This window comes from Pseudoalteromonas sp. BMB (assembly GCF_001709235.1).
Classification (GTDB): Bacteria; Pseudomonadota; Gammaproteobacteria; order Enterobacterales; family Alteromonadaceae; genus Pseudoalteromonas; species Pseudoalteromonas maricaloris.
The window spans coordinates 1-22,480 of the sequence record NZ_MBQA01000171.1 but is presented as its reverse complement, the minus strand read 5'-3'; the positions used below and the strand labels follow the sequence as shown (position 1 = coordinate 22,480).

Annotated in this window: 19 protein-coding genes; 7 read left to right on the top strand and 12 right to left on the bottom strand. The window is 43.5% G+C overall.

The features are described from left to right. Positions 1-38 precede the first annotated feature (38 nt). The 6 genes from BB427_RS14540 to BB427_RS14515 form a co-directional block, all read right to left on the bottom strand. Entirely contained in the window at positions 39-2,078 is a 2,040-nt protein-coding gene (locus BB427_RS14540; protein ID WP_254663645.1) for a prolyl oligopeptidase family serine peptidase, read from the bottom strand. A 142-nt stretch (positions 2,079-2,220) separates the two neighbouring features. After that, a complete protein-coding gene (locus BB427_RS14535) occupies positions 2,221-3,846 on the bottom strand; it encodes a Na/Pi cotransporter family protein (RefSeq protein WP_069021456.1) in 1,626 nt (541 codons plus the stop codon). 48 nt (positions 3,847-3,894) lie between these two features. Next, on the bottom strand, positions 3,895-4,947 hold the full coding sequence (locus BB427_RS14530; RefSeq protein WP_069021454.1) for a helix-turn-helix domain-containing protein: 1,053 nt from the start codon (positions 4,945-4,947) through the stop codon (positions 3,895-3,897). A gap of 110 nt (positions 4,948-5,057) precedes the next feature. Further along, positions 5,058-6,299 carry an esterase/lipase family protein gene (locus BB427_RS14525; protein ID WP_069021452.1) on the bottom strand — a complete coding sequence of 414 codons (1,242 nt, stop codon included), beginning with the start codon at positions 6,297-6,299 and terminating at the stop codon, positions 5,058-5,060. Between the two features lie 9 nt (positions 6,300-6,308). After that, positions 6,309-7,259, bottom strand: coding sequence for an alpha/beta hydrolase (locus BB427_RS14520; RefSeq protein WP_069021450.1), 951 nt, complete (start codon positions 7,257-7,259; stop codon positions 6,309-6,311). A gap of 2 nt (positions 7,260-7,261) precedes the next feature. Continuing rightward, positions 7,262-9,532, bottom strand: a complete 2,271-nt coding sequence (locus BB427_RS14515; RefSeq protein WP_069021448.1) for a TonB-dependent receptor — start codon at positions 9,530-9,532, stop codon at positions 7,262-7,264. A 189-nt stretch (positions 9,533-9,721) separates the two neighbouring features. Here BB427_RS14515 and BB427_RS14510 point away from each other — a divergent pair, with 189 nt between their 5' ends. After that, the gene (locus BB427_RS14510) at positions 9,722-11,428 is read left to right on the top strand and encodes a hypothetical protein (protein WP_069021446.1); all 1,707 of its coding nucleotides are present in this window, start codon (positions 9,722-9,724) and stop codon (positions 11,426-11,428) included. Between the two features lie 138 nt (positions 11,429-11,566). Here the strand turns inward: BB427_RS14510 and BB427_RS14505 are convergent, their stop codons facing one another. Together BB427_RS14505 and BB427_RS14500 are read right to left on the bottom strand one after the other, a co-directional pair. Then, complete coding sequence (locus BB427_RS14505; RefSeq protein WP_069021444.1) at positions 11,567-12,181, bottom strand: response regulator; 615 nt, start codon at positions 12,179-12,181, stop codon at positions 11,567-11,569. Continuing rightward, positions 12,178-13,314 carry a sensor histidine kinase gene (locus BB427_RS14500; protein ID WP_254663643.1) on the bottom strand — a complete coding sequence of 379 codons (1,137 nt, stop codon included), beginning with the start codon at positions 13,312-13,314 and terminating at the stop codon, positions 12,178-12,180. The genes BB427_RS14505 and BB427_RS14500 overlap by 4 nt, the downstream gene beginning before the upstream one ends. Positions 13,315-13,469: 155 nt before the next feature. Here BB427_RS14500 and BB427_RS14495 point away from each other — a divergent pair, with 155 nt between their 5' ends. The 3 genes from BB427_RS14495 to BB427_RS14485 all read left to right on the top strand — a co-directional run bounded on the left by BB427_RS14495 (position 13,470) and on the right by BB427_RS14485 (position 14,953). After that, positions 13,470-13,778 carry a hypothetical protein gene (locus tag BB427_RS14495; RefSeq protein ID WP_069021442.1) on the top strand — a complete coding sequence of 103 codons (309 nt, stop codon included), beginning with the start codon at positions 13,470-13,472 and terminating at the stop codon, positions 13,776-13,778. A gap of 232 nt (positions 13,779-14,010) precedes the next feature. Then, complete coding sequence (locus tag BB427_RS14490) at positions 14,011-14,259, top strand: hypothetical protein (RefSeq protein WP_069021440.1); 249 nt, start codon at positions 14,011-14,013, stop codon at positions 14,257-14,259. A gap of 127 nt (positions 14,260-14,386) precedes the next feature. Next, positions 14,387-14,953 carry a hypothetical protein gene (locus tag BB427_RS14485; protein ID WP_017217868.1) on the top strand — a complete coding sequence of 189 codons (567 nt, stop codon included), beginning with the start codon at positions 14,387-14,389 and terminating at the stop codon, positions 14,951-14,953. 135 nt (positions 14,954-15,088) lie between these two features. Here the strand turns inward: BB427_RS14485 and BB427_RS14480 are convergent, their stop codons facing one another. After that, positions 15,089-15,637 carry a carbohydrate binding domain-containing protein gene (locus BB427_RS14480; protein ID WP_069021435.1) on the bottom strand — a complete coding sequence of 183 codons (549 nt, stop codon included), beginning with the start codon at positions 15,635-15,637 and terminating at the stop codon, positions 15,089-15,091. A 242-nt stretch (positions 15,638-15,879) separates the two neighbouring features. Here BB427_RS14480 and BB427_RS14475 point away from each other — a divergent pair, with 242 nt between their 5' ends. Then, positions 15,880-18,570: a DUF2339 domain-containing protein gene (locus tag BB427_RS14475; RefSeq protein ID WP_069021433.1), complete on the top strand. Its 2,691-nt coding sequence runs from the start codon at positions 15,880-15,882 to the stop codon at positions 18,568-18,570. Between the two features lie 10 nt (positions 18,571-18,580). Here the strand turns inward: BB427_RS14475 and BB427_RS14470 are convergent, their stop codons facing one another. Next, a complete protein-coding gene (locus BB427_RS14470) occupies positions 18,581-19,333 on the bottom strand; it encodes an SDR family oxidoreductase (protein ID WP_069021431.1) in 753 nt (250 codons plus the stop codon). Between the two features lie 111 nt (positions 19,334-19,444). Between BB427_RS14470 and BB427_RS14465 the strand changes: the two genes are divergently transcribed. Together BB427_RS14465 and BB427_RS14460 are read left to right on the top strand one after the other, a co-directional pair. Beyond that, entirely contained in the window at positions 19,445-20,350 is a 906-nt protein-coding gene (locus tag BB427_RS14465; protein ID WP_069021429.1) for a LysR family transcriptional regulator, read from the top strand. 74 nt (positions 20,351-20,424) lie between these two features. Continuing rightward, positions 20,425-20,673 (top strand): hypothetical protein, encoded by a 249-nt coding sequence (locus BB427_RS14460; protein ID WP_010370646.1) that lies wholly within the window; start codon positions 20,425-20,427, stop codon positions 20,671-20,673. 100 nt (positions 20,674-20,773) lie between these two features. On the opposite strand, the gene BB427_RS14455 is transcribed toward BB427_RS14460, so the two are convergent. Both BB427_RS14455 and BB427_RS24640 read right to left on the bottom strand, forming a co-directional pair. Beyond that, on the bottom strand, positions 20,774-22,159 hold the full coding sequence (locus BB427_RS14455) for a hypothetical protein (protein ID WP_010370648.1): 1,386 nt from the start codon (positions 22,157-22,159) through the stop codon (positions 20,774-20,776). A 36-nt stretch (positions 22,160-22,195) separates the two neighbouring features. Next, positions 22,196-22,480, bottom strand: a 285-nt coding sequence (locus BB427_RS24640; protein WP_217492911.1) for a hypothetical protein, incomplete at its 5' end; no start/stop codon positions are given.

Below are 22,480 nucleotides of genomic sequence, written 5' to 3'. Positions count from 1 at the left end.
TTGAGCGCTTTTAACGTACTAGACAGTAAAATTTAAAGCTATTTGAGTCTGTCCATGAGGTAAACAAACTCAAGGCTATTTACCATCGCTCGCTGTTCATTGTTTGCAGCGCCTGCATGGCCACCTTCGGTATTCTCAAAATACAGCACTTCAAATCCCATATCTTTCATTTTAGCAACCATTTTACGTGCATGCCCTGGGTGCACGCGGTCATCTCGGGTTGAGGTTGTGAAAAATACTTTTGGATATTGTTTGTCTTTACTTAGGTTATGGTAAGGCGAGTACGTTTTAATGTATTCCCACTCTTCAGGAACATCTGGATTACCATATTCGCCCATCCAACTTGCGCCAGCGAGTAGCTTATTAAAACGCTTCATATCGAGTAATGGCACTTGGCAAATAACGGCGTTGTAAAGTTCAGGCCTGCGAGTGAAAGCGGCGCCCACTAGCAATCCGCCGTTACTACCACCTTTAATACCTAAGTGTTGAGGCTTGGTTACTTTATCTGCTATCAGCTGCTCTGCTACGGCTTCAAAGTCTTCATACGCCTTGTGGCGATTTTCTTTTAGTGCTGCTTGGTGCCAGCTTGGTCCATACTCACCGCCGCCACGAATATTCGCAAGCACATAAACACCGCCTTGTTCTAACCAGTTTTTACCAGTTGATGCCGAGTAGTACGGCTGCATAGAAACTTCAAAGCCACCATAGGCATATAATAAAGTAGGGTTGCTACCATCTAACTTGATATCTTTCTTATGAACAATAAAGTAAGGCACTTTTGTACCGTCTTTTGATGTCGCAAATTGTTGCTGGGTAACGAACTTATCTGCGTCGAAATGTGATTTATTACCTTTGAGTTTTGTTGTTCCAAGTGATTTACCGTCGACTAAGTAAAGACTGGTCGGTGATAAAAAGTCGGTGTAGGTGACAAAAAAGTCGTCTCTATTGGGATCAGTATCAAAAACGGATAATGAACCGGTATCAGGAAAGCTTACTTGGTCTATTTTCCACTGCCCATTCGCTTTAGGGATATAGCGGAAAACCTTATTCTTTACATCATCTAATACGGTAACTAGTATGGCTGATTTAGTAAAACTCAAATCTTCTATTGAGCGATTTGCTGTTGGTTTGATTAAACTCGTAAACTGGATATTTTTAGAATCCATATCGTTAATGTTGGCATATATTACTTCTGCTTGTGAAAAATGCTTCCAAGCAGATTTTAGCTGGATAAAGAGCATGCCATTGTTTAATCCGAGGAGGCTTGCGTCGCTAGGCACTGGAATTTTTATCTGCTTATCACCTTCGAGTTTATAGACATCGCGAGTATAAAAACTTGTAGAATCGTATAGAAAGTGATTTGTATTGCCTTGATCGTATATCGTAAAACCTCTGGCACTGATAGAACTTTTATTTGCCTGATAGACCGTTTTAGCATCTTTCAGCAGCGTACCGCGTTGCCACACTTTAACCGTTCCAGCATAACCTGAGTCAGTTAATGAGCCTTCTCCAAAATCTGTTGCAACAAATATTGAATTCTCGTTGAACCAAGATACTGAGGTTTTTGCTTCAGGTAAATAAAACCCATTTTTTACAAAAGATTTGCTTGGAATGTCGAACTCTCTCACGACTTTTGCATCAGCACCACCGCGCGATAAATACACCAAACAGCGTTCATACTTTGGATAGTGACAGTTCATCCCGCCATAAACCCAGTTTTCGTCTTCAGCTTTTGCTAGCGCATCTAAGTCGAGAACGGTTTCCCACTTAGGATCCGCTTTTTTATACTCTTCAAGGGTTGTTCTGTGGTATATGCCTCTTACATGATCCGCATCTCTCCAGAAATTATAGTAATAACCTGCACGTTCAGTTGCGTAAGGAATACGAGACCGATCATTGATAATATCTAATGTATTTTGAAAGATATGATTATATTGGCTGTGGCTTTTGAGTTGTTTTAGTGAGCTATCGTTTTGTGCCGTTACCCACTCTAGCGCTTGTTTGCCTTCAATCTCTTCAAGCCATAGGTATGGATCCTTTTCTAATGCCATAGATTTACCAGCAAAGGTGGTTAGCATACATAGTGTGACAATATTAGTAATTTTTTTTCTCAAAACTTAGTCCCTATTTTGTAGATGTTTATTACGTTTTATCACCAAATCGTTAAAATAGGAACGTGTGCTGATTAAAAAAACGTTATCAGCTTACATCGACTCACACTTAATCTGCTTGTGATGGAGAGAGCTGCGCTTCAATGGCGTGGATCAGCAACATTGCTTTATGCCACTGCTGTGAAAGTTGCCACATTTCCGCTAGTGTATTGATATTACTTACCATCTTATCTATCGCCAGTGACGCGTGAGTACCTGCTAGAATTAAGTCGTCTTTCACATCGTCATGTAAACGTTGCAATGTCTCTTGCGCCAACGACAGCTCTGCAGGTGTGACGCTTTGCCCATGTAAACTGGTTTTCATGAAGTGGCTAAGCTGGGCTTGGTATTCATTCAATTGTGCATGCAAGTCATGATGCTCTGCGAGTTGCTTATATGGAGCGTGTTCCGTTAATTGTTCCACACAGTGACTACAAGTAAACAAATACTGCTCAATACGCATGAGTTTAGCGAGTAGTGAGGTGGTCTGTGATGATAATGCTGATTGCTCTACCGACACAATAAAAAGGCTAATTTGCTGACACAGAGATTGGATTGCATGGAGTGCCTGTTCAACTGCGAGTTTATCGGTTGGGAGTAGGCATTTATCAAACTGGGCTAACACCTTATCTGCAACGAGTTTGGACTCAAGCAATAACGCATTGATTGCAAGCTCTGGCGTTTGGGCGATGGTATTATCTAAAAAGCGTGGCCTGGAAGCCGTCTCCTCGGCACTACAAAATCGTTTCATTAAAAAGCCAGCGAGCCTGTCATTGAGTGGAAAGATGAGTAGCACGCCCAAAATATTAAACAAAGTATGAAAAAGTGCCAATGACAACGCAGGATCAGCAGTGACGCCGAAAAGCGCGGTAAAATGGTTGATGAGATAAAACAGCACTGGCAACACCGCGAAAGCGACCATCGCAGTGAACACATTAAATATGACCTGAGCCGCTGCGACGCGTTTGGCATTAGAAGTTGCGCCAATGGATGCCAAGATAGATGTTGACGTGGTGCCGACGTTTGCGCCGATGACCATCGCGCCTGCGGCATATAATCCAATCATACCACTAGCAGCGGCGGTAATGGTCAAGGCGATGGAAGCACTGGAAGATTGAGTGAGAGTTGTCATCACCATACCCACCAGCAAAAAGGTCAACATGCCGTTTATTCCCTCTGCGGTAAATTGGCTTAAATCAAAAGCAGCGACAATATGCTCAAATGCGCCTTTGAGAATATCAATACCGATAAAAAATAGCCCAAAACCAACTAAGGCCATGCCTGCCGACGCTAGTCGCGAGCGAGGAAGTAGCAACTTCATCAAGGCACCAATGCCTATCAAGGGGAGTGCGATAGCTTGGATATTAAATTTAAATCCAACCGCGGCCACTAACCAGCCAGTGATGGTGGTGCCAACATTGGCGCCATAGACAATACCAAGCGCCTGATGCATGGTTATAAGACCTGCATTTACAAAGCCCAAAGAGGCCACAGTAACCGCGCTGGACGACTGCACTAAGGCTGTCATGCAAAAGCCAGATGCAATACCGCGCTGAGGGGTTTTGGTCCACACACCAAGCACTCGGCGCAGCGACGACCCGGCTGCTAGTTTCAGGCCGTCTGTCATCATGCTTATCGCAACTAAAAATATCCCCAAACCGCCGAGTAGCGTTCCTGCAAGTTGAAGTGTTTCCATATCCCTTCCACGTATTACATTTTTACTCTGTTTGCTTGTTGCACAATATCACTTTTGTTGTGCTTTGCTTTGTTTAACGTCAACTTTTACCGTAGAACTCAAACTCTGCAGAAATTGCATAGGCGTTACGCCGTTCCACGACTTAAACGCACGGATAAAGCTACGCTCATCTGAAAACTGCAGCGTGTGCGCCACTTCATACAAACTACTGCCTTGAGTCAGTCGCAGTTTGGCCTGCTTGTTCTGTACGTTATTTTTGAGTTGCCTAAAACTGGTTTGATACTCAGCGAGCCTTCGTCTTAATGTTGCCGGACTGATATTGAGCTTGTTAGCCATTTGTTCTTGGCACAGTGTTCCCGCGTTAAGCTCACTATAGACTTTATCGAGCAAGTTGGCATGGTCGTTAATCGACTGCTGATGATGGAGCGTACTTGCTAGCGAATGATAAATGGTATTGAGCGTTAGATGCTCTAACTTCGCCAAGTCTAATGATTGATTCGTTTCTTGGTATTGATAGGTGAGTAAGTAGCGATTGCTTAAGGGTTTAATGGGAATGTGGGTGATAACCGAATTTAGCAGCGAGTTTGAGTCACTTTTGGTCTGCACTTGTGTGAGTTGAACTTGGGTGGTTTCGGCGCACACATATTTTACGAGGCCGTGGATCAATATCAGCATGCTATCTAACATACAGCGAGAAAATTGCGCGTCAGCGGCCGTGGCATAGTCAAAGGCCGCATCATCAATTATGTAACTCACTTGAGAGTGTGATACCTCGCAGAAATTGTATGTTCCCGCGTGGATAAAGTTATAGCCTCGGGCAAGCTCTTGTAATAGCTGAGTAATGGTACGGCAATGACGCAGGCTATTGAATACAAATTCGTTGGTGCCCGGCAGAAGTTTTTTGCGGTTGAGATTTAGACTTTCGTCATTGAGTTCGACAGCACAGTGTTCCATCACGCGCATAAACTCAATGGCATCTAGGGCGTCAATGGCTTTATTGATAGCCAAAGACCGAGCGACCGCAGCAAATTCCAGTTTTGCTGCGGTGAGTGTGTGCTGCATCAATTGCACGTAGCAAGGTGCAATGGCGGTGTTTGACATAAATACGTAAGCTCATCCTGTCACTCTCAACAATTCAGTTAATCAACATCAACTCTAGATAGCAATAGTTTTGCGTTGCAACTTTAGTGCAGTATTTTGTCACCACTCATCTAGGGTGTACTTAACCAATTTTTGATTTGGTTGATTGCACTGGGCTCCCAGCCAAGCTCTAGATGGTTGGTGGCCACAACCGCTGAGCCAGCCAAGTTACTTATTCCTGTGCTGTCGATGCAGCTACTGATAAATACAACGCCATCGGAAGGGCCGGTATGTTCATTGTGAATAAATGCCATGTCGGCCTGATCGCCGCAAAGATTATAAACTTGAACGCTGCTGTCGGTGCCAGCGCTACGAACTTGGTCTACCAGTGAGTCGACCGTAAACGTTGCAATACCTCGGCCTTTGCTCACAAACCCTAAGCCACCGTAGTAAGTGGTGTACCAATCTTGCTCTGTGGTGGGGAGTGCATATTTATCATCTAGTGCTTTTAGCATCTGCGCGGAGCCGGGAAAATAAGGCGAGTCGTAAACCCACTCGGAACTTGAATACCATAAGCCAAAACATAATATCTGATCATGCGCAGTAGGCCCATTTATGCTGCCGCCACATTGCGAATAAGCACCATAGGTATGATTAACGCCGTGACGAAATGACCAATCAATGCCGTTGTTGGGGGCACCGAGCATCACTAGTTTGCGTACATCACTGTTGAATTTAGTGCTCCAAGCATTGGTCAAAGAAGAAATATACATGCGGGCATTAAACGCGCTTTTTGACCAAGTGACTAAATCGACTTGCGTTGCCCCCGTCTTATTTTTAACCTGAGCGATGGCATTGGCGATCTGCTCCGCCCAGATAAAGCCATCGCCATTTTTATGCGCCAGATTTAAAGCAAAGACTTTGTAATCATCATTGGCAAGCGCTTGCATTAAGCCTTGCGAAGGGCAGTTTTGTCGGCCACAGCCGTAACTACCGGCATCGTTTGGATTTGCCCAAGCCAAATCGGCATCTTGATTGGCACCGTGGATCAGCAACACTGGTGTTTGGCGGCTGTTACTATCCCAACCCGGCGCATGATAAAGCAGAAACTGCGCAGAGCTTGGTTGGCTAGATGCAAAGAAAGTAGCGCGCTGACCAGATTGATCGCCACGGCCGTCGGCGGGAAAGCTTTCATTGCCAATATGCCCTGAGTTATCTCGCCATCTTTCAATCTTTTGCCAGCCATTATTAATACCAGAGGTATAGGTGGCTTCAAGTGTCGCTGAAGCGTGCGCTAAACCACTTGCTGCGAGTGAGATAAAAACGAGCAATCCATAAGTGTGAGTGCGCAACGCTGTGTTTGTGTTTTTCATATTTTTATCCTAGGTCAAGTCATGTTTTAACTGATTGGCGATATTACTGCGCGCGAGCTTGCAGACGTCGAGCACGGCAAAGGAGAAAAACGCATGTATGGTATTTTCAAAGCAAGTTAGGGTATTAAGCACACCCGCTTGCTTTAGTTTTTTGGCGAGCAGTATTCCCTCATCGTAAAGTGGGTCGCAGCCGGCAAGCAACACACTGGTGGCAGGAAGGTGCGTCATGTCTTCAATAAATAATGGCGAGACATTGACGTCCGCCGCGCTTTGCTCGGGTGCTAGATACCAGTCGCAGGTGTCTTTAATTGCCTCTCTGGTTAGCAACAAGTTTCCATCGCCATACTGCATGCGTGACGGATAGGTTTCATGGGGAGAAAAGGAATCAACCACCGGGTAAACTAGGTACAAGTTACTTAGGGTGTTTGGTTGTTGTTGATGTAAGTTATGCGCTGCAACAAGCGCTAAGTTACCACCTGCACTGTCGCCCATCAGGGAAATCTTAGTGGGGTCTAGCTCCAAGCGCTGGTGGTTTTCTTGCAGCCAATCAACTACAGCTATTACTTGTTGCAGGGCGCATGGAAACTTATGCTCGGGCGCAAGGCTGTATTCGACACTGAAAAAAACGACACCGGATTGCTGGCATAAGTCTTTTACCAGTCCGTCATAGCAGTCGACATCTCCTAAAGACCAGCCGCCGCCGTGGACAAACATCACCGCGGGACTGGGGCTTGCCAAAGACTGCGCTGGGCGGTAACAGCGAACGCCCACGTGAATACCATTGTGTTCAATGTGTAGGTCTTGGCTACTTACTTGTGCTTCAATCTCTCCCGCGAGCCCCAAAAACATCGCTCTTGCGCCTTCTCGTGAGGTCTCAATGGAGATTTCGATGTCATGAATGTCGCCAGCTTGAGCCGCGAGGTCGTCTAACAATGCTTGTGTTTGTTTGTCTAATTTCATAATTAAAACTTATATTTAAGGTTGATACCGTACGTTCTAGGCGCGCCGTAATAACCAAGTTGAACCCCAGGTGCTGCGCTAAGATCGAAGCCGTGTTGGCGATAGCGTTTATCGCCTAAGTTTTTGCCGTATAAACTTGCTTCCCAACTGTCGTCCGCGGAGCGGTAGTGTAGTGACATATCAAAGAGGGTGTAGCCTGACTGTGCGAGTACCTCTGAACTGCTCACGGTGAGATAGGTTTTACTGCGATAGGCGGCACTAGCACGTAGTGAAAATTCGCCTTGTGTAAAGGCGCTAAAGAAGTATTCAAAGCCTGCACGGCCATTCCATTTGGGTGAATTAACCAGCTCCCTTTCATCGCTGACTTCTTTACCAAAGTCGCCGATGAGCTCATCATAACCGCCCCCTAAATAGCCCAGATTGAGGTTCAGAGTGAGGTTATCGGAAGCCACGGCTTCGAGCTCCATTTCTGCGCCGTAAATAGTGGCTTTACCTGCATTTTCAAACAGTGATAAAAACGCACCGGTGTCGGGGTCGATAGAAAAGCGGCTGAGCTGAAAGTTTTTGTAGTCATTGAAAAAAGCCGCGGTATTTAAGCGAATATTCTGATTATTCAATAAAGACTTAGAGCCAATTTCATAGCTCCACAAGGTTTCAGGCTCAAAAGGTTGTGCAAATGAGGTGATCCGGCCGTTAAAACCGCCACTTTTAAACCCTTTTCCAGCGCTTAGGTAAACCATACTGTCGTCAGAGATGGTGTAATCGAACACCACTTTTGGGGTAAATTCTTTCCACTCCTTGGATGCGCTGTAGCCTGTAGGGCTATAGCCAATCCCCGTGTCGAATACCGCCTCCATTTCCTCAGCTGTTGTTACACCGGTGCCAAAAAACTCCTCGCCTTTGGACGTGACTTCTTTTTTCTCTATGGTGTAGCGTGCGCCAAGCGTGACGTCGAGCTTTTCAGTCAAAGACCAAGAGAGGTTAGCGTAGAGGGCTGAGCTGGTATTTTCTTGATCGCGTTCTCCTGCGTTAATCACAGGCCAAGGTAGGTAAACCTCTGGCGCCACCATAACGAAAAAGTCCGGTGCTACGGAGCCGCCAAAACTCAGATCGTCCTCATTAAAGTAATAGAGCCCAGATACCAAGGAGAATTTGTCGTCTTTGTATAACCATTGAAATTCTTGGCTTATCTGCTGTTGATCTTCGAAGTTAAAAATACCAAATGATGCATCGGGAGTGGCATCTAAGTCTAAGTGCGTGCGGTATTCCATTTCGCGTCGAGCAGTGATGGATTTAAATACCGAGTGCCCCGTGAGATATTCAAGTGTTAAGCTCGCTCCCGAGGTATCGAGCTCTTCTAAATCGTTGTAGTTAACGTCGACGAGAAATGGGTCTTCCTCAGGCGCATAGTAGCCTTCTTTTATCACCGAATAGATAGGCGTTTCTCGATGTGGAGTGCGTGAGCTTGAGGGGGATGCGTTCGAGCCATCGACGACTAAATAGGCCGAAAAATTCTCACTTGGTTGATAAAGTAAGCTGCCGCGCCATGCTAAGGTATCTTTGTCGTGGTCGTCACTATTGTTATAGTGATTCTCACTAAAACCATCTCGGCTACTTTTGGCAATCGCAAAACGTCCAGAGAGCGTGTCTTCAATCAATGCACCGTTGACGCTAGCTTTTACCGTTCGAGCATTATAATTTCCAAGCGCCACGCTGACATACCCTTCGTTGTCTTGCGAAGGTTTGGCACTACTGAAACGCACCGCGCCACCTATGGTATTGCGACCGTAAAGGGTGCCTTGTGGACCGCGTAATACCTCGATTTGCTCAGGGTCGACAACATCTAAAAAGGCACCTTGAACGCGCCCAAGATATACGTCATCGAGATACACACCAACGCCGGGATCGTTAAACGAGATAGAGTCAATTTGGCCAATTCCGCGAATATAAATGACCGCGTTGGAAGCATCACCTGAGTGCAGGTTGAGGTTCGGAACGTGAGATGCCAAGTCACCGAGATCTTGCACGTTCATCTTCTCAAGCTCTGAGGCGGAGAGGGCGGTCACCGCAAGCGCGACATCTTGTAGATTTTCGGTTTGCCGCGTTGCGGTAACGCTGATCCGCTCAATTTTTTTGCTTTGCTCAGAGCTAAGCGTGGGTTCCGCTTCGGCATAACTATGGCCTGATAATACTGCCGCTATCAGAAGTGATAGTGTATGCCGTGGTATACCTTTGGTTGAACTAACTCTATGTGATTGAGTTGCTGCAATCATGCTGAGTACCCTTTCGTCGTTATTATTATGTTCTTCAGTATAGGAATGAAGAAAATTCAATAGCTAGGACAAAAACAGTCAACTTGATGAGCAAATTAGCTCAGGGTAGAGCAAAGCCGTACTCGACTAGTATTTAGTCAATAAATAGGTTAATTTTATTGCACCTAAAAAAGATACAATCCGAGTTGCATGAAAAATACAATAACATTAACAATTACTTTGCTATTCTCGTTGCTACTAATGCTATCAACGCCGACTTTGGCATCTGAGAGTGAAAATAAGCTGCAGATCCATGTCCATTATCAGCAAGCGTCGGATTCATGGCTGATACAGTACAAATTGCCTAAAGCAGTTGAGCGGGTAAGCTTTGCAAGACAAAGCAACTTCGACCGCACGCAGCACTACCAAATAACTCAACCGGACTTAAAGTGGCAGCAAGAAGATGGAGTACTATCAATCACCGCAGCGAATGGTAAAAAGTTTACATCTTTCTCGCTTGCATTTGATTCATTTTATGGTTTTATCCTAAAAGACTACAGCCAAAATGTGCAATACAGTGATGGCAGCGTTTTGTTTTATACCAATCATCTTAGCCTTAGTGAAAAGTTAACTGCGCAATCTGAGCCTATATTTGATGGGACCCGGTTTTATTTTTATAGCCCTAAGACCGATATTGTTTTCTCGGGCAAGCGATATAAGCATAAGGCAAGCTGGGATTTAGCCGGAGATGGAACTTATATTTACTTTGGCACGATCACACCTATTGAGAATGACAACATGATAGCGGTGGTAGATCCTGCGCTACCTAAGTGGGTGTGGCAAAACACACAAACGTATTTCCCCAAACTATTTGACTATTACGCCAAAAAACTTGATCAACCACTTAACTTCAAGCCAGTGGTATTTTTTAATTATGCACACTTAGCTGACGATTTTGCCAATTATGAAGGGGGAACGTTAGCTGGACTGGTGCAGTTAAGTGTGAATGGTAAACGTTGGCAAAACAAAGACAGTGAGCGTTTTAATCAGCTCTTCCACTTTCTTGCCCATGAATCCGCTCATTTTTGGAATGGTCAAATGTATGCTGTTGAAGACCATGGACATGCTTGGCTTCACGAAGGGGGAGCCGATGCTTTTGCTAACTTTGCGATGCTTGAGTTTGGTTTTATTGACGCTAAACAGTGGTTACAAAAATTTGAAGAGTCAGCCAATCAATGTTTATTGAACAAAGAGCAAACGGCGCTTAACGAATCAGCGAAGTTGCAACGATACAAAAACTATTATTCTTGTGGCGCGGTAATGGCGCTTGCTAGTCATTATCAGGTTCAAGCTACAAACCCCTCGCTGTCACTTTTTGATATCTGGCGACATCTATTCGCACAAAGTAAGGCCTACTCATACAATCAAAGCGATTACTTTAATGTACTAAATGGCTTAATCGGTAATGATAGGCTTGCTAAGGCGCTGGGGCGTTTTAGCGATCAAAGAGTGGAAGATAACCTTAGCGAAATAGAGACTTGGTTTGAAGGCACAGTGCTAAAGGGGGCTGTGTCAACGGATTACCCTAGTTTTTACCATCAACATTGGGGTAAAGAGATTATCATAGAACTAATGCGTACTCATTGCAGCAGGATTAGCCTAAGCTATTACGATGACTATATCAAGACCTACCCGATAGAGAACTGCAAAGTATTTGACCATGACATGGAGATACAGTTTGTAGATGGAGTGGATCTGCTTAAAAATGGGGGATCGGCTTATCAAGCTTTCAAAGCAAAATGTCAGCGCGGTGGCGTTGTTAATTTTGCAGATAGAGCAAAGCAACCTGTTGCCCAAATCCGCTGTTTGGATCAAGTCGGTGCACTTACGCCTTACATAAAATTAACGACCGAATAGTCATACCCGAGGATGTATGGAGGCGATGTCTTTATCAAAAAAGTTGGACGAGCAGCAATGGTGCGATGTGATACGAATTTGAGCTTGTATCATATTTCAACATTATTTATTCAGGACCTCGCAATGGTTAAATTTCATTCAAATTAAACTCTGATTAATCGCCTTTATGACTGCCTGGGTTCTGTCTTTAACTTCAAGTTTTGCGAGTATTTGAGAGACGTGATTGCGAATGGTGCCTTCGGAATTGTGTAGGGTGTTGGCGATGATTTTGTTTGACATGCCGAGAGATAAACAACGCAACACTGCTTGTTCTTTTTCAGTCAATTTTTCTTGTGGCGCTAATTGCTGATCTAAAAGGTAAGTCGTCAAAGCGCTTTGTAGCACTTTTTTCCCTGCAATCACTTGTTGTATGGCGTCAATTAATGCTTCTAGTTCAATATTCTTAAGTACATAGCCCCGTGCACCAAGATTAATAGCCTTTACCAATACATCACAATCTTCAAAGGTAGTGATAATCAAAACTGGAGTGGGTATTGCGTTGGTGCGCAATGCGTTAAGTACACCTAGTCCATCTAAATTAGGCATGCGCATATCCAGTAAGATGATGTCAAATTGTTGTGAAGCGAGTAACTCAAGTGCCTGTATACCGTCTTCAGCTTGCCCTTTTACACAAATGTTTTCGTCAAGATTAAGCAAGTTGGCTAGGCCTAATCTCACCAAGGTTTGGTCTTCCACGAGTAGGCAATTGATCATGTAATATTCTCGGATAAAAGGTTAAGTTCGGGTACTGGTATGGTTATCGAGCTGATGAGCTTTTGATTTTCAATTTTTTGTGCGAATGAACCGTTAAGCAGTGCTAGTCGCTCATGTAACCCGGATAAGCCATTGCCTTGTTTTGGCAAACTAGACTCGCTTTGGTTGTGAAAGGCGCTAGCTTTTAGATTATGGGTTGCCGTGTCAATTGCGACCTCAAAATTGATATGATTTGCTTTGGTATGTTTGAGCGTATTGCTTACCATTTCTTGACAAAAACGGATCACGCAGAGTGAATGTTCTTGTGAAATTTGTTCTGAACCACGGTCTAGCTTTAAGGTATAACGCAAATTGGGGGTAGCCGTGAAAATAGCTTCGAGTGCTTGTTTCAAGAGTGTTTTATTGTGGCGCTGAGTGGATACAATACTTCTTACTTCCTCAAGCAAAGTTTGGCTTAGTTGATGGCAACTTGCTAGGGTTGGCTCCATTTCTTCGCTTGCTGTTCTTTTTGCGAAATCTAGATTAATACTCAGTGCTGTGAGTTTATGGCCTAGTGAATCATGCAATTCTCGGGAAATATTGAGTCTTTCTTGCGCTGCTGACATGGCTCCCATCATGTGTTGCGTGGCTTTAAGCTCTTTGTAATTTTGCCGAGATTGGTAGTGCATATTAAGGCTCTCAACTATGCGTCTGCTGACAAACCAGTTCATTGCACAAAAAAATAACCAAACAGCAAAGGTGATCCAAGGTACGACTCCTTCCCACCTTGCATAGTGTGTAAATCCGTATATCAGCATCGCAAGTAGCACGGCAGACAGAACTTTAGGGAATGAAAAGTGCGGACTAAAAATTGCGGAAAACATGACCAAGTGGATAAAAACTAATGAAGTCGTTGAAAGTTGCATAAGTAGAGCGATCAATACTAGGTAGGTACAGGCCGCCGCATGGACTCGCTTATTTGGGTTGTTAATGATAAAAAACAGCAATGTCAAAATGGCACCGCTAATGATTAGCTGGCCGACTAATGCGAGCTGAGAATCTCGGTAGTACATACACGCAAGTGTGACACCTAACCAAGAGGCAAGTGTTGAAAAACGCCAGTCTGTCGTATGGCGAATAGGTGAGTCCATCATTATCTGTGCAAAATTTTTATTTTCGATTATTACAGAATCGCTATAGTGAGAACAGTGATAATTGTCATAGTCAAAATAGGAGATTTATCACTGGTGGCTCGACACCATTTTACTAAGATAGAGATGGGTATCGGTAATTCATATGAGGCTTATTTATGACAGATATGGCAACGATTTCTTCAATGGCCACTGTTCATTGTGGCGTCGCTCGTGCTGATGGGAGATTATGGGCAACGGCAGGTACACTGCATTTTACTCCTTTCAATACCTTGCTGGGGCTAGGTCCATATCAAATCGATATCGCCGATGTGATTAAGGTTGAACCGTGTCTTGGCAAAGGTGCAGGACTGCTTCCTATCACAGCTCAAGCGATCCAAATTACATTAAAGAGTAATCAAACGTTCCAATTTATTTTATCAGAGCCTGAATTATGGGTAAGGTGGTTTAATTCTATTGACTGTTGATTAAATCGAAAGGAATAAAACTCCGAAATTTATAGATGGTTCGCTTTAAGTTGTTGTAAATTTCATGTTCTAGTTTTTATTTTCTTGGTTGGTTTCATTTGGTAACTAGTTCAAAAAAAGGGATTGTTCAGTTTGATAATTAACCAATAATTAATTTGGCAGGTAGAAATAAAGCTGATAACCTATCGCCCGTCTTAAAATAATCTCACTTAAACACAAGGATTATAGTGTTATGAATGCTCAAAGATTGGAGCGCATATTAAGTGCGTTTTTACCTTCTTTTATTGCCAAGCAACTGGCTAAATCACCAAAGCTTTTGTTGTTTGTTGTTCTATTTATCACCTTGCTCGTCATTTTTATTATTAAAGTCGCTTCTTTTGCTATTTACTCTTTGGTCGTTGGAGCTGTGTTATTCGGCTGTTGGATGGCGTGGAGTGGCACTAAACGCATAATGTCGAAGCGCAAGAAACGAGTGTATTAAGTTAAGTCAAGATACTCTGGGCTTGATAATTATTACGTAATTAATCTGAAATATATTTTGTCGGTTTGTCTGCCGTATTAGATATTACATAAATTGAAAATCTCAATCTATTTAAGGAAAAATAACCATGAGTCTATTAAATAAATTCAAAACTCAAGCGCAATCTATTGGTAGTAGTATTGGCGAATCTACCAGTAAACTAAGCGGTGATATTGTGTCTTCAACAAAAGACAATGCAAAGCTTGCTGGTTTGAAATCAGATATCGCGTCAATCGATGGTCAACTTAATATTGCATACCAAGATATTGGCCGTAAATACATTGAAAACCTAATCAAAAACGATGGTGCAAACCTTGAGGCTGTATTGCAAGACACTATCGAGCGTATCGACCCGTTAATTAAGCGTAAAGACGATCTGGAAGCGGAAGTTATCGCTATTGAGAAGCAACTAAAAGATCAGATTGTTATTCAGGAAAAAGCGGTTTTCCAAAAAGAGTTTGATGGTGAAAAAGAGAAGCTAGAAAAAGCGCTAAAGCTTGATGTCATCTCACAAGACGAGTTTGATACTAAGCTGGCTAAAGCGCGTTTGAAACTAGACAATTTCGATGAAATTCGTAAAACCAAAAAGCAGCACGAAATGGGTCTAATCAATAAAGAAGAATTAAAAGAAAAGCTAACGGCATTAGGTGCGTAATTTAGCTATCAAAAGCTTAATTGCCCCGGATTCGCCAGCGCTAATAATTTAACCGTTATATGCGCTGGCCAAATTATCCCCTAGCGAAAAGCCGCAATATCTCACATCTCGTGTACATCATTTCTAACCAATGGATTACTCAATTCGAAGACTTTTTATTGCAAGGCTTGCTTCACCACCTTCCACATCCGTTAAATCTGGTACGAAGTAAAGTGCTGAAATATGCTTGAGTATGACCCCTTTGTCTTTTGACCAAGCTGGTGTCCAATTGGGTCTGGCAAAATCATTCAGAGCTACGTTGATTGTTTGCCAAGTGTTTGATGCTGGTAATTTAGTTTGGTAGTGAGCATAGCTTTTATCACCTGAACCGCCATACTCCTGTTGCGATAACTTAACGATTAAAGCGTTATCACTTTTATACGTCAGTGCGATGTTGAATTGAGAGGGGAGCTGTTTTGTGGGCAAGTCGTAAATAAGTTCTACCCAAGAGTTGTTTTGTTTGTCGACTCGAGGTACGCGTTTAAACTGAATTGCAACTTGCTCTTCATTAACAAGCGGGCCGTTCAGAATTGCTTGGCTGCCATGCGGATCGGTCGCAAAACGCCATTGTTTTGGCTTTAAGTTTGGCTGAGTATAGCTACAGCCAGAAACCGCAACAACGAGTAAAAGTGATAAAAAACGCATAGAAAAAGCCTTAGAACAACGTCCCTAAAATATAATTTTTTAGTGTATTTACAAGGAGGTAATATGGCAACGGGGCTCATGTGCATTTTTGGCCAATGTTAGAACATTTCAAGTCATCATACTTCTATGCGGCTTGCTAAAGTTATGGCTCCCATGATGAGAGATTGATTTATTGGTGTGGTTGATCTCATACTGTTTCTAATACAGGTGAGCTAGGGCCTAGCAAACAAATAAGGAGTCGTATGGAAACGGAGTTTATCTCTTTTATATTTTATCTTTTTGTATTTATTGGCGCTGTTTTTGCCCTACAAGATAGACAAAGGCTTAAGCAACTCGTTAAAAAAGTACATCAGTTACAAAATACGATAGAGCAGCAAAGTCGCCGGATCTCGACGCTTGAAGGTCGTGAATTCTCAGATCAAGCACGTTCAGAGCAAACACATTCAGAGAATAAGCTTTCTGAGTGTGAACAAAAGAATGGCGAAACAGCTGACACCACATCATTAACAGCACGGACTGCATTGGGCGAATCCACGGCAACAGCCAATCATACACAACCTCAGCAGCCTGAAAGCACGGTCACTATCGCAAGAGCTAAGCCTAGTAAGAGTAAACCTGCCTTTGAATTTGACTTTACTTTAGATTCCTTATTAAAAGGAAATGGACTTTTTTGGATAGGTGCCGTAGTACTAGCTCTTGGCGGCGTTTTTCTAGCTAAGTACTCTATTGAAGCCGGACTTCTTCCCCCAAGTGTGCGAGTGATACTGGGGGCCCTTTTTGGAATCAGTTTGGTTACTGCCGCTGAAGTCGTAAATCGCTACAAAGAAAAGCTAAAAATTAATACTCCATACATTTCTGCAGCGCTTGCCAGTGGTGGCGTGATCACTTGCTTTGCCATGACATTGGTTGCTTTTGATTTCTATCATTTTATACCGGCTAATATGGCCTTTGTTTTACTCGCTATTATTTCCTTGGTTGCGACCTCTTTGGCACTGAGATTTGGCCCTGTGCTCGCAGGTATTGGCATCGTTGGTGCGTATGTCGTGCCTGCTTTGGTATCGACGGGTTCTAATAATATCGGTGCGTTACTGCTGTATATCAGCTTTGTTTCACTCTCTGCGATATGGGTTGCGGATTATGTGAAGCAAAAATGGTTGTGGTGGCAAAGCTTTGTTGGGCATTTCTTATGGTTTTGCACCGCGGTTGCGGTTGGTGGAAGCGGTGACTTTTGGGTGCTGCTGATTTTTGCGCTTATCTCTATGTACTTATATGTGTTGGTAGACGTACTGGGCTGGCGCCTGACGAATTCAATGATAAGTCCGTTGCCGGTCAAAGCTCTATTAATGCCAAGAAAAGAACAGTTGGGAATTTTACTCCCACTGTTACTTATCGCATGTGCGCTAATAATAAAAACCCATATCGATACGCTTATTTGGGCTAATGTCTTATTTGCTAGCGTGGTTTTGTGCGTGGCTTGTAGACATAGTGCATTGGATAGTTGGCCATTTTATTTACTATTGTTTGTACTTCTCTCATTCTACTTGATGCCCAAAGTGGGCACTTACGACGACGTCCTTTTTCCTTTCACCGGTAAGTACTTGTTTATCCAAGTAGCAGTGGTCATCACGATGTTATTTAGCATGATGATGATTAAGCGATATCCATCAAGACTCGCTTATTTGATGCTGTTGAACGTGGCACCACTTGCGCTTTACGGTGTAAGCTACGCTATTTCTCCGAGAGTCACAGAAGCAATTTTATATCCTGTATGGGCGATTGAAATGCTGGCCATCGGGCTCTTCGCTTCGTATTGTGCGATGAAAACGGATACTAATATTCAGCAGGTCACTTACCTTATTTTGGCGAATGCCATGCTGAGTTTGTGTTTTACGATGTTACTCTCGGCAAGCTCGTTGACTTTAGCGATTGCGGCACAAGTAGCGTCTATGAGTTATTTGAGCTGGAAGTACAAGGTGCGTTTACCTGATTGGCTGTATAAGGCTGCACTTATTGCCGTTGTTACCCGTCTTACTTTTGCGCCTTGGCTTGCAGATTACAAGCACGAAACGATTTTAACCATACATTGGACACTTGTTGTCTATCCGCTGGTGCTGGGCATTATTTGGTTTGCTACCAAATACAACCCTTCAAAGACCCTGAACACTTGGTTTATGGGTGTCGCAATGCATATTGTGGCGCTTCTGGTCACGACCGAAACAAGCTATCTCTTGATTGGTGACTACCCTGATTTTACTAATCTCGGTTTCCAAGAATCCGTGTTGCTTGCTTTGAATTGGCTGGTGCTTGGCGCTGTATATCTGTGGCGAGGGCAGCTCAGCGACAAGGGCAACAGACTTTATCCGCTTGCCGCGAGCTTGCTGTTACTTGGAAGCGCGTTGCTCCACGCCGATATTTCGTTTGCCAATAATCCGTTTTTTGACAGGCAATATATTGGAGACGGTGTGTTTAATTGGCTACTTTTGCAGTGGTTGGCACCAGCATGCGTATTCGCTGTCATGCTCCAGTTTAAGTTAATACCACCGCAATTTAAGCGTTTGGTATACGGACTGATAGCCGTACTAGGGGGCTTGTTTATCAACGGTGAAATTCGGGCGTTATTTCATGAGGGTTTCCTCGTGCTGTCGATGCCGATGGAGCAATCCGAGTTATATACCTATTCCATTGTTTGGCTATTGATTTCAACCGTATTGATTTTTGTTGCCAAGCGGATAGAGCATAAGGTGTTGATTAACGCCGGTTTTGCAGGGCTAGCCATTGTTATTTTAAAAGCCTTTGTGGTCGATATGGCAAACCTTGAAGGCTTGCTGCGCGCCTTGTCTTTTATCGGTTTAGGCTTATGTCTGGTGGGAATTGGTTGGCTGTTTCAAAAAATGCAGGATCAGCCCAGAGAGGTAACACCAACGGCGGACTGACCCCACATTTTTACAAGCAGTAACCACCGTCAACAGTGATGTGCGCGCCGTGCATTGCTGTTGACCCTTCGCCAGTTAAAAAGTCTAAGCTTGCTAGCATTTCTGTGGCTTGTAACATGCGTCCTAATGGAATCGACGCCAACCCTGCATTGAGCTCGGCTATTTGTTGCTCGCTCATTCCTGCTTTATTTTGGATTTCAGTATGAGTCACCCCAGGACGCAGGTGGTTAATACGTACTCCACGATCACTCCATTCTAAATTGAGCGTCGCTGCAAGCGCCTCAAATGCGGCTTTGCTAGCGGCATAACTTGCCGCTCCTGCAAAAGCACGCTGTACCGCGATACTTGATACATAAACAACACTACAAGGATTATTCATTACTGGTAACAAGTGTTGTAATAGCATTGCAGGGCCTGTGAAGTTAATAAGCATGGTCGTATTTAAATCGCTTAGCTCATTGTCAGCAAAAGGTTTTGGATAGAATACACCCGCATTTAAAATCACCGCGTCAAGCTTAATATCTTGTGCTTGTAGCGCCTTAGGTAAGCTTTCAAAGTGGGCTGGAACGCTGCTATCACAGAGCAGCCCTAGCACTTGCGAGGGATGGCTTGCGCATGCTAGCAGTTGGTTTTCGACCGTTGCAATTTTGTCTTCGTTTCTTCCCGTAAAAATGACTTTCCAGCCTTGGGTGAGGTAATGCTTGGCAGCTGCAAGTCCAATTCCAGCAGTTGCGCCAGTGATCAATATGGTTGGTAGTGACATGGTAAATCCTTATGCGTTATACGATGGTGTAAATGACATTGTAGTGATTGCAATTCGTGCTGATAAGATGATAAAAAACGAATTGATAAGTTCTCTTAGAGAAACAATGAAATGGAATTACACAAGCAATTAGAAAATTTGTATTTATTTAGGCTAGTGGCCTCTATAGGTAGTTTTCAGGGCGCTGCCGATAAAGTGCAGTTACCACGCTCGTCGGTCAGTAAGCGCATATCGCAGCTAGAGCAGCAGCTCAATGTGCGTTTATTAGAGCGCAGTACGCGTAAATTAGCACTGACCCAAAGCGGCAGCCAATTACTCAAAAGTACCGAAAAGTTACAGGAAGTATTAAGTCAGACTGAGCAGTTAAGCGAGCAGCAACGTTTAACACCAAGCGGTAAAGTAAAGATCAGCTGCTCGACCTTAATGGCTGAGCGCTATTTGCTGGCTAAACTACATGATATTTCTAAACAGTTTCCTGATATACGCTTCGAGCTGAACCTGACGGACGATATTGTCGATTTAATCGATAATCAGATAGATATTGCTATTCGAATAGGGCATTTACCTGATTCTTCATTACTTGCTAAGAAAATCGGTGAAAAATCTTTTGCTTGGTTTGCCAGTCCGGAGTATTTGGCTGTAGCCGGCACGCCTGACTCTCCCGATGCTTTATTGAGTCATCGTTGCTTGGTATTTAAAAATAAAGGCACCACCATGGACAAATGGCCATTTGTCCATCAAAACGGTCAGGTGTTCAACATCAAGCCTCATGCCGTAGCGTATTGTGATGATGCGCGTGCAATGGTGCAACTTGCGGTGCTGGGGCAGGGGGTTGTGATGGGAGACCCTTACTACGTTCAACAGGAATTAAACCAAGGTCAGTTGGTACCTATTTTAACTCAATACGCACATCCTGACCGCCAACCAATTCATTTAGTGTGTTTAGGTAAACAAGGCCGCAGTAAAGCCGTACAGTGTGTATGGGAAGCATTAAGCCATAGTTTGAATAGGATGTAATTGTGGCGTCAGGTTCAATCACTTCAACATAACTGGTATTCTACGCTGCATACTGAGTAAGTGAGAGTAAAGAGATGATCAACGATAAAGATATCATTGAAACCTTGGACGAGCTGGAAGCTTTTTTGTTGCTAATTGATAACGGTGGCTTAGGGTTACAAAACGTGGCTGGTGTGGCGCTGGCAACGAACAACAGCGATGGCAGACCATTTATTGCGATTTTGGATGATAAGCACCAATTGTTGTTGGGTCGTTGGGTATCTCAAGACGTGTATGAAAACGGCAAAGACATGGTTCGTTACGGACCAAAGAAAGCACATTAATATCTTTTGAGTAGCCGCATCACTGGATTTGGAATTGGAGTGCAGGATAAACCTGCTTCCAATCCGTTTTGTCGGTGGTTATATGAAACTGCATCTGTGCTTAAGCGTTGTTTTCAATATACACGGAATCGCTTGCCATAAGCTCTATGGCGACGATTTCAGAGCGGTTCATGGTGAGCTTATATCTTTCTAACTGGATTCCCTGAGAAGATTTAAACCGCATTACCAAGTTGATTTGATAGCGACGTTCAACTGACTTTTTAGAGACCTTTTTCCCTTCAAGGCTATAAAGCTTTCCTGCGCCTTTTTTTAGATAGCGTACAAACGAACTCATGTTAAAGGTGATACGTTGTTGTACTTCTTCGTAACCGGGTAAAAACTCATCAATATGCACTTGGTTTTTACAGCAAAAATGCAGTAGATGCGCAGCTTGTTTATTTTGCTGTCGACGCTTCTTTAGCAGCTTATCAACGTCTTCTGGTAGGTCTTTTTTGCGAATATGTTCCAGCCATATCGTTTGCGTACAAACGATGGCGTCCGTCACTGAGTTTTTAAACTTGTTGCGCCACTTTGGTCGGCCGCGTTGAATATGACGCCACGCCCACTGGGTTAAATCTTCTTTGAATGTTTCTCTAAGGCCATAAATTACCCCAAGCAAAGCGATAAGGGCGACGGTGACTTCTTGAAAGTTAGAGCGGGCGTTGAGCACAATAAACATCACGAAGGCCATGATAATACCAGTAACCACACCGCGAACTAAACGCTTTAGATTGGTACTTAAGTCAATGGTTTGTTTGTTAAAAACAACGCCATATTCAATGAGCCTTTCAAGCAATTTCATTTTATTGGTAATGCGATTTGGGTCATCCAACGTGACTTGTGAGTTGTAGCTCTGCTCCTCGCGGTATTGGCTTTCTCGTTGACAGAAACTAACAATACAGCTTCGCTCATGACTAAAGTCGCTTGACTTAGGCCCGCTGGAGAGGAGTTTCAAAAACGCTTGCTCAGTATGCCAGCTGAGATAGTTATCTGCGTTTTGATAATAAGGCTTAAGCTTATTATCTGGTGGCGTGTAACGCCTGAGCTTCTTCAATAGGCGTTCGGTTTCTTCCACCAATAATTGTGCGGCTGGATAAAACTCATCGGCCTCTTTTAGCTTCAATGTCTGCTTTACATCGGCATCTAGTGCAATGCGGATCTGGTAGCAAAATAGGTTTAGATTAACGCGATAATCCGTTTTTTGACCTTTGCTTTGGCTGATAAAGCGGCTACGTACCAAGGGGAGATGAAGCTGCTCCGAGTAATATGCACTGTGGCTTTTTATATTGGCATTAAAGTAGTCTACTTCGTTCAACGTGTTGGTATTAATCCCCATATCGGTTGGGATTGAAAAATACAGGTCGAGTTGGTTTGTCTCTTTGGGAAGGAGTTGATAGTTGATTTTAAAAGATAAGCTTTCGTCTTGACTTAGTTTGGCTCTGCTCACTCGGGTATGGTGCCTCCTTGAATTAACACTTTGTAATTATAACACATTAACCTGAACAAAACCGGAATAGGCCTTATAACTACTTGTTGTATCTGTTTTTATTAATTGTTTTTTGTTGTCATCTATACCACTTTTTAGCCAATAAAAAGCATAATTAACCTGAGGTTTGGATAAGGAATGTTCCAACTCATTGTTGCTAAAGCACAACTTAGTTTTCTCCTTGTCTAGCCAGAGAGTTTTAGGGAAAACACCGCTTCCGCGTCCTGCTCTCGCTAAGGTACCTACATCCTGTAGGCAAGGCGAATTTACGCACCAATAGCT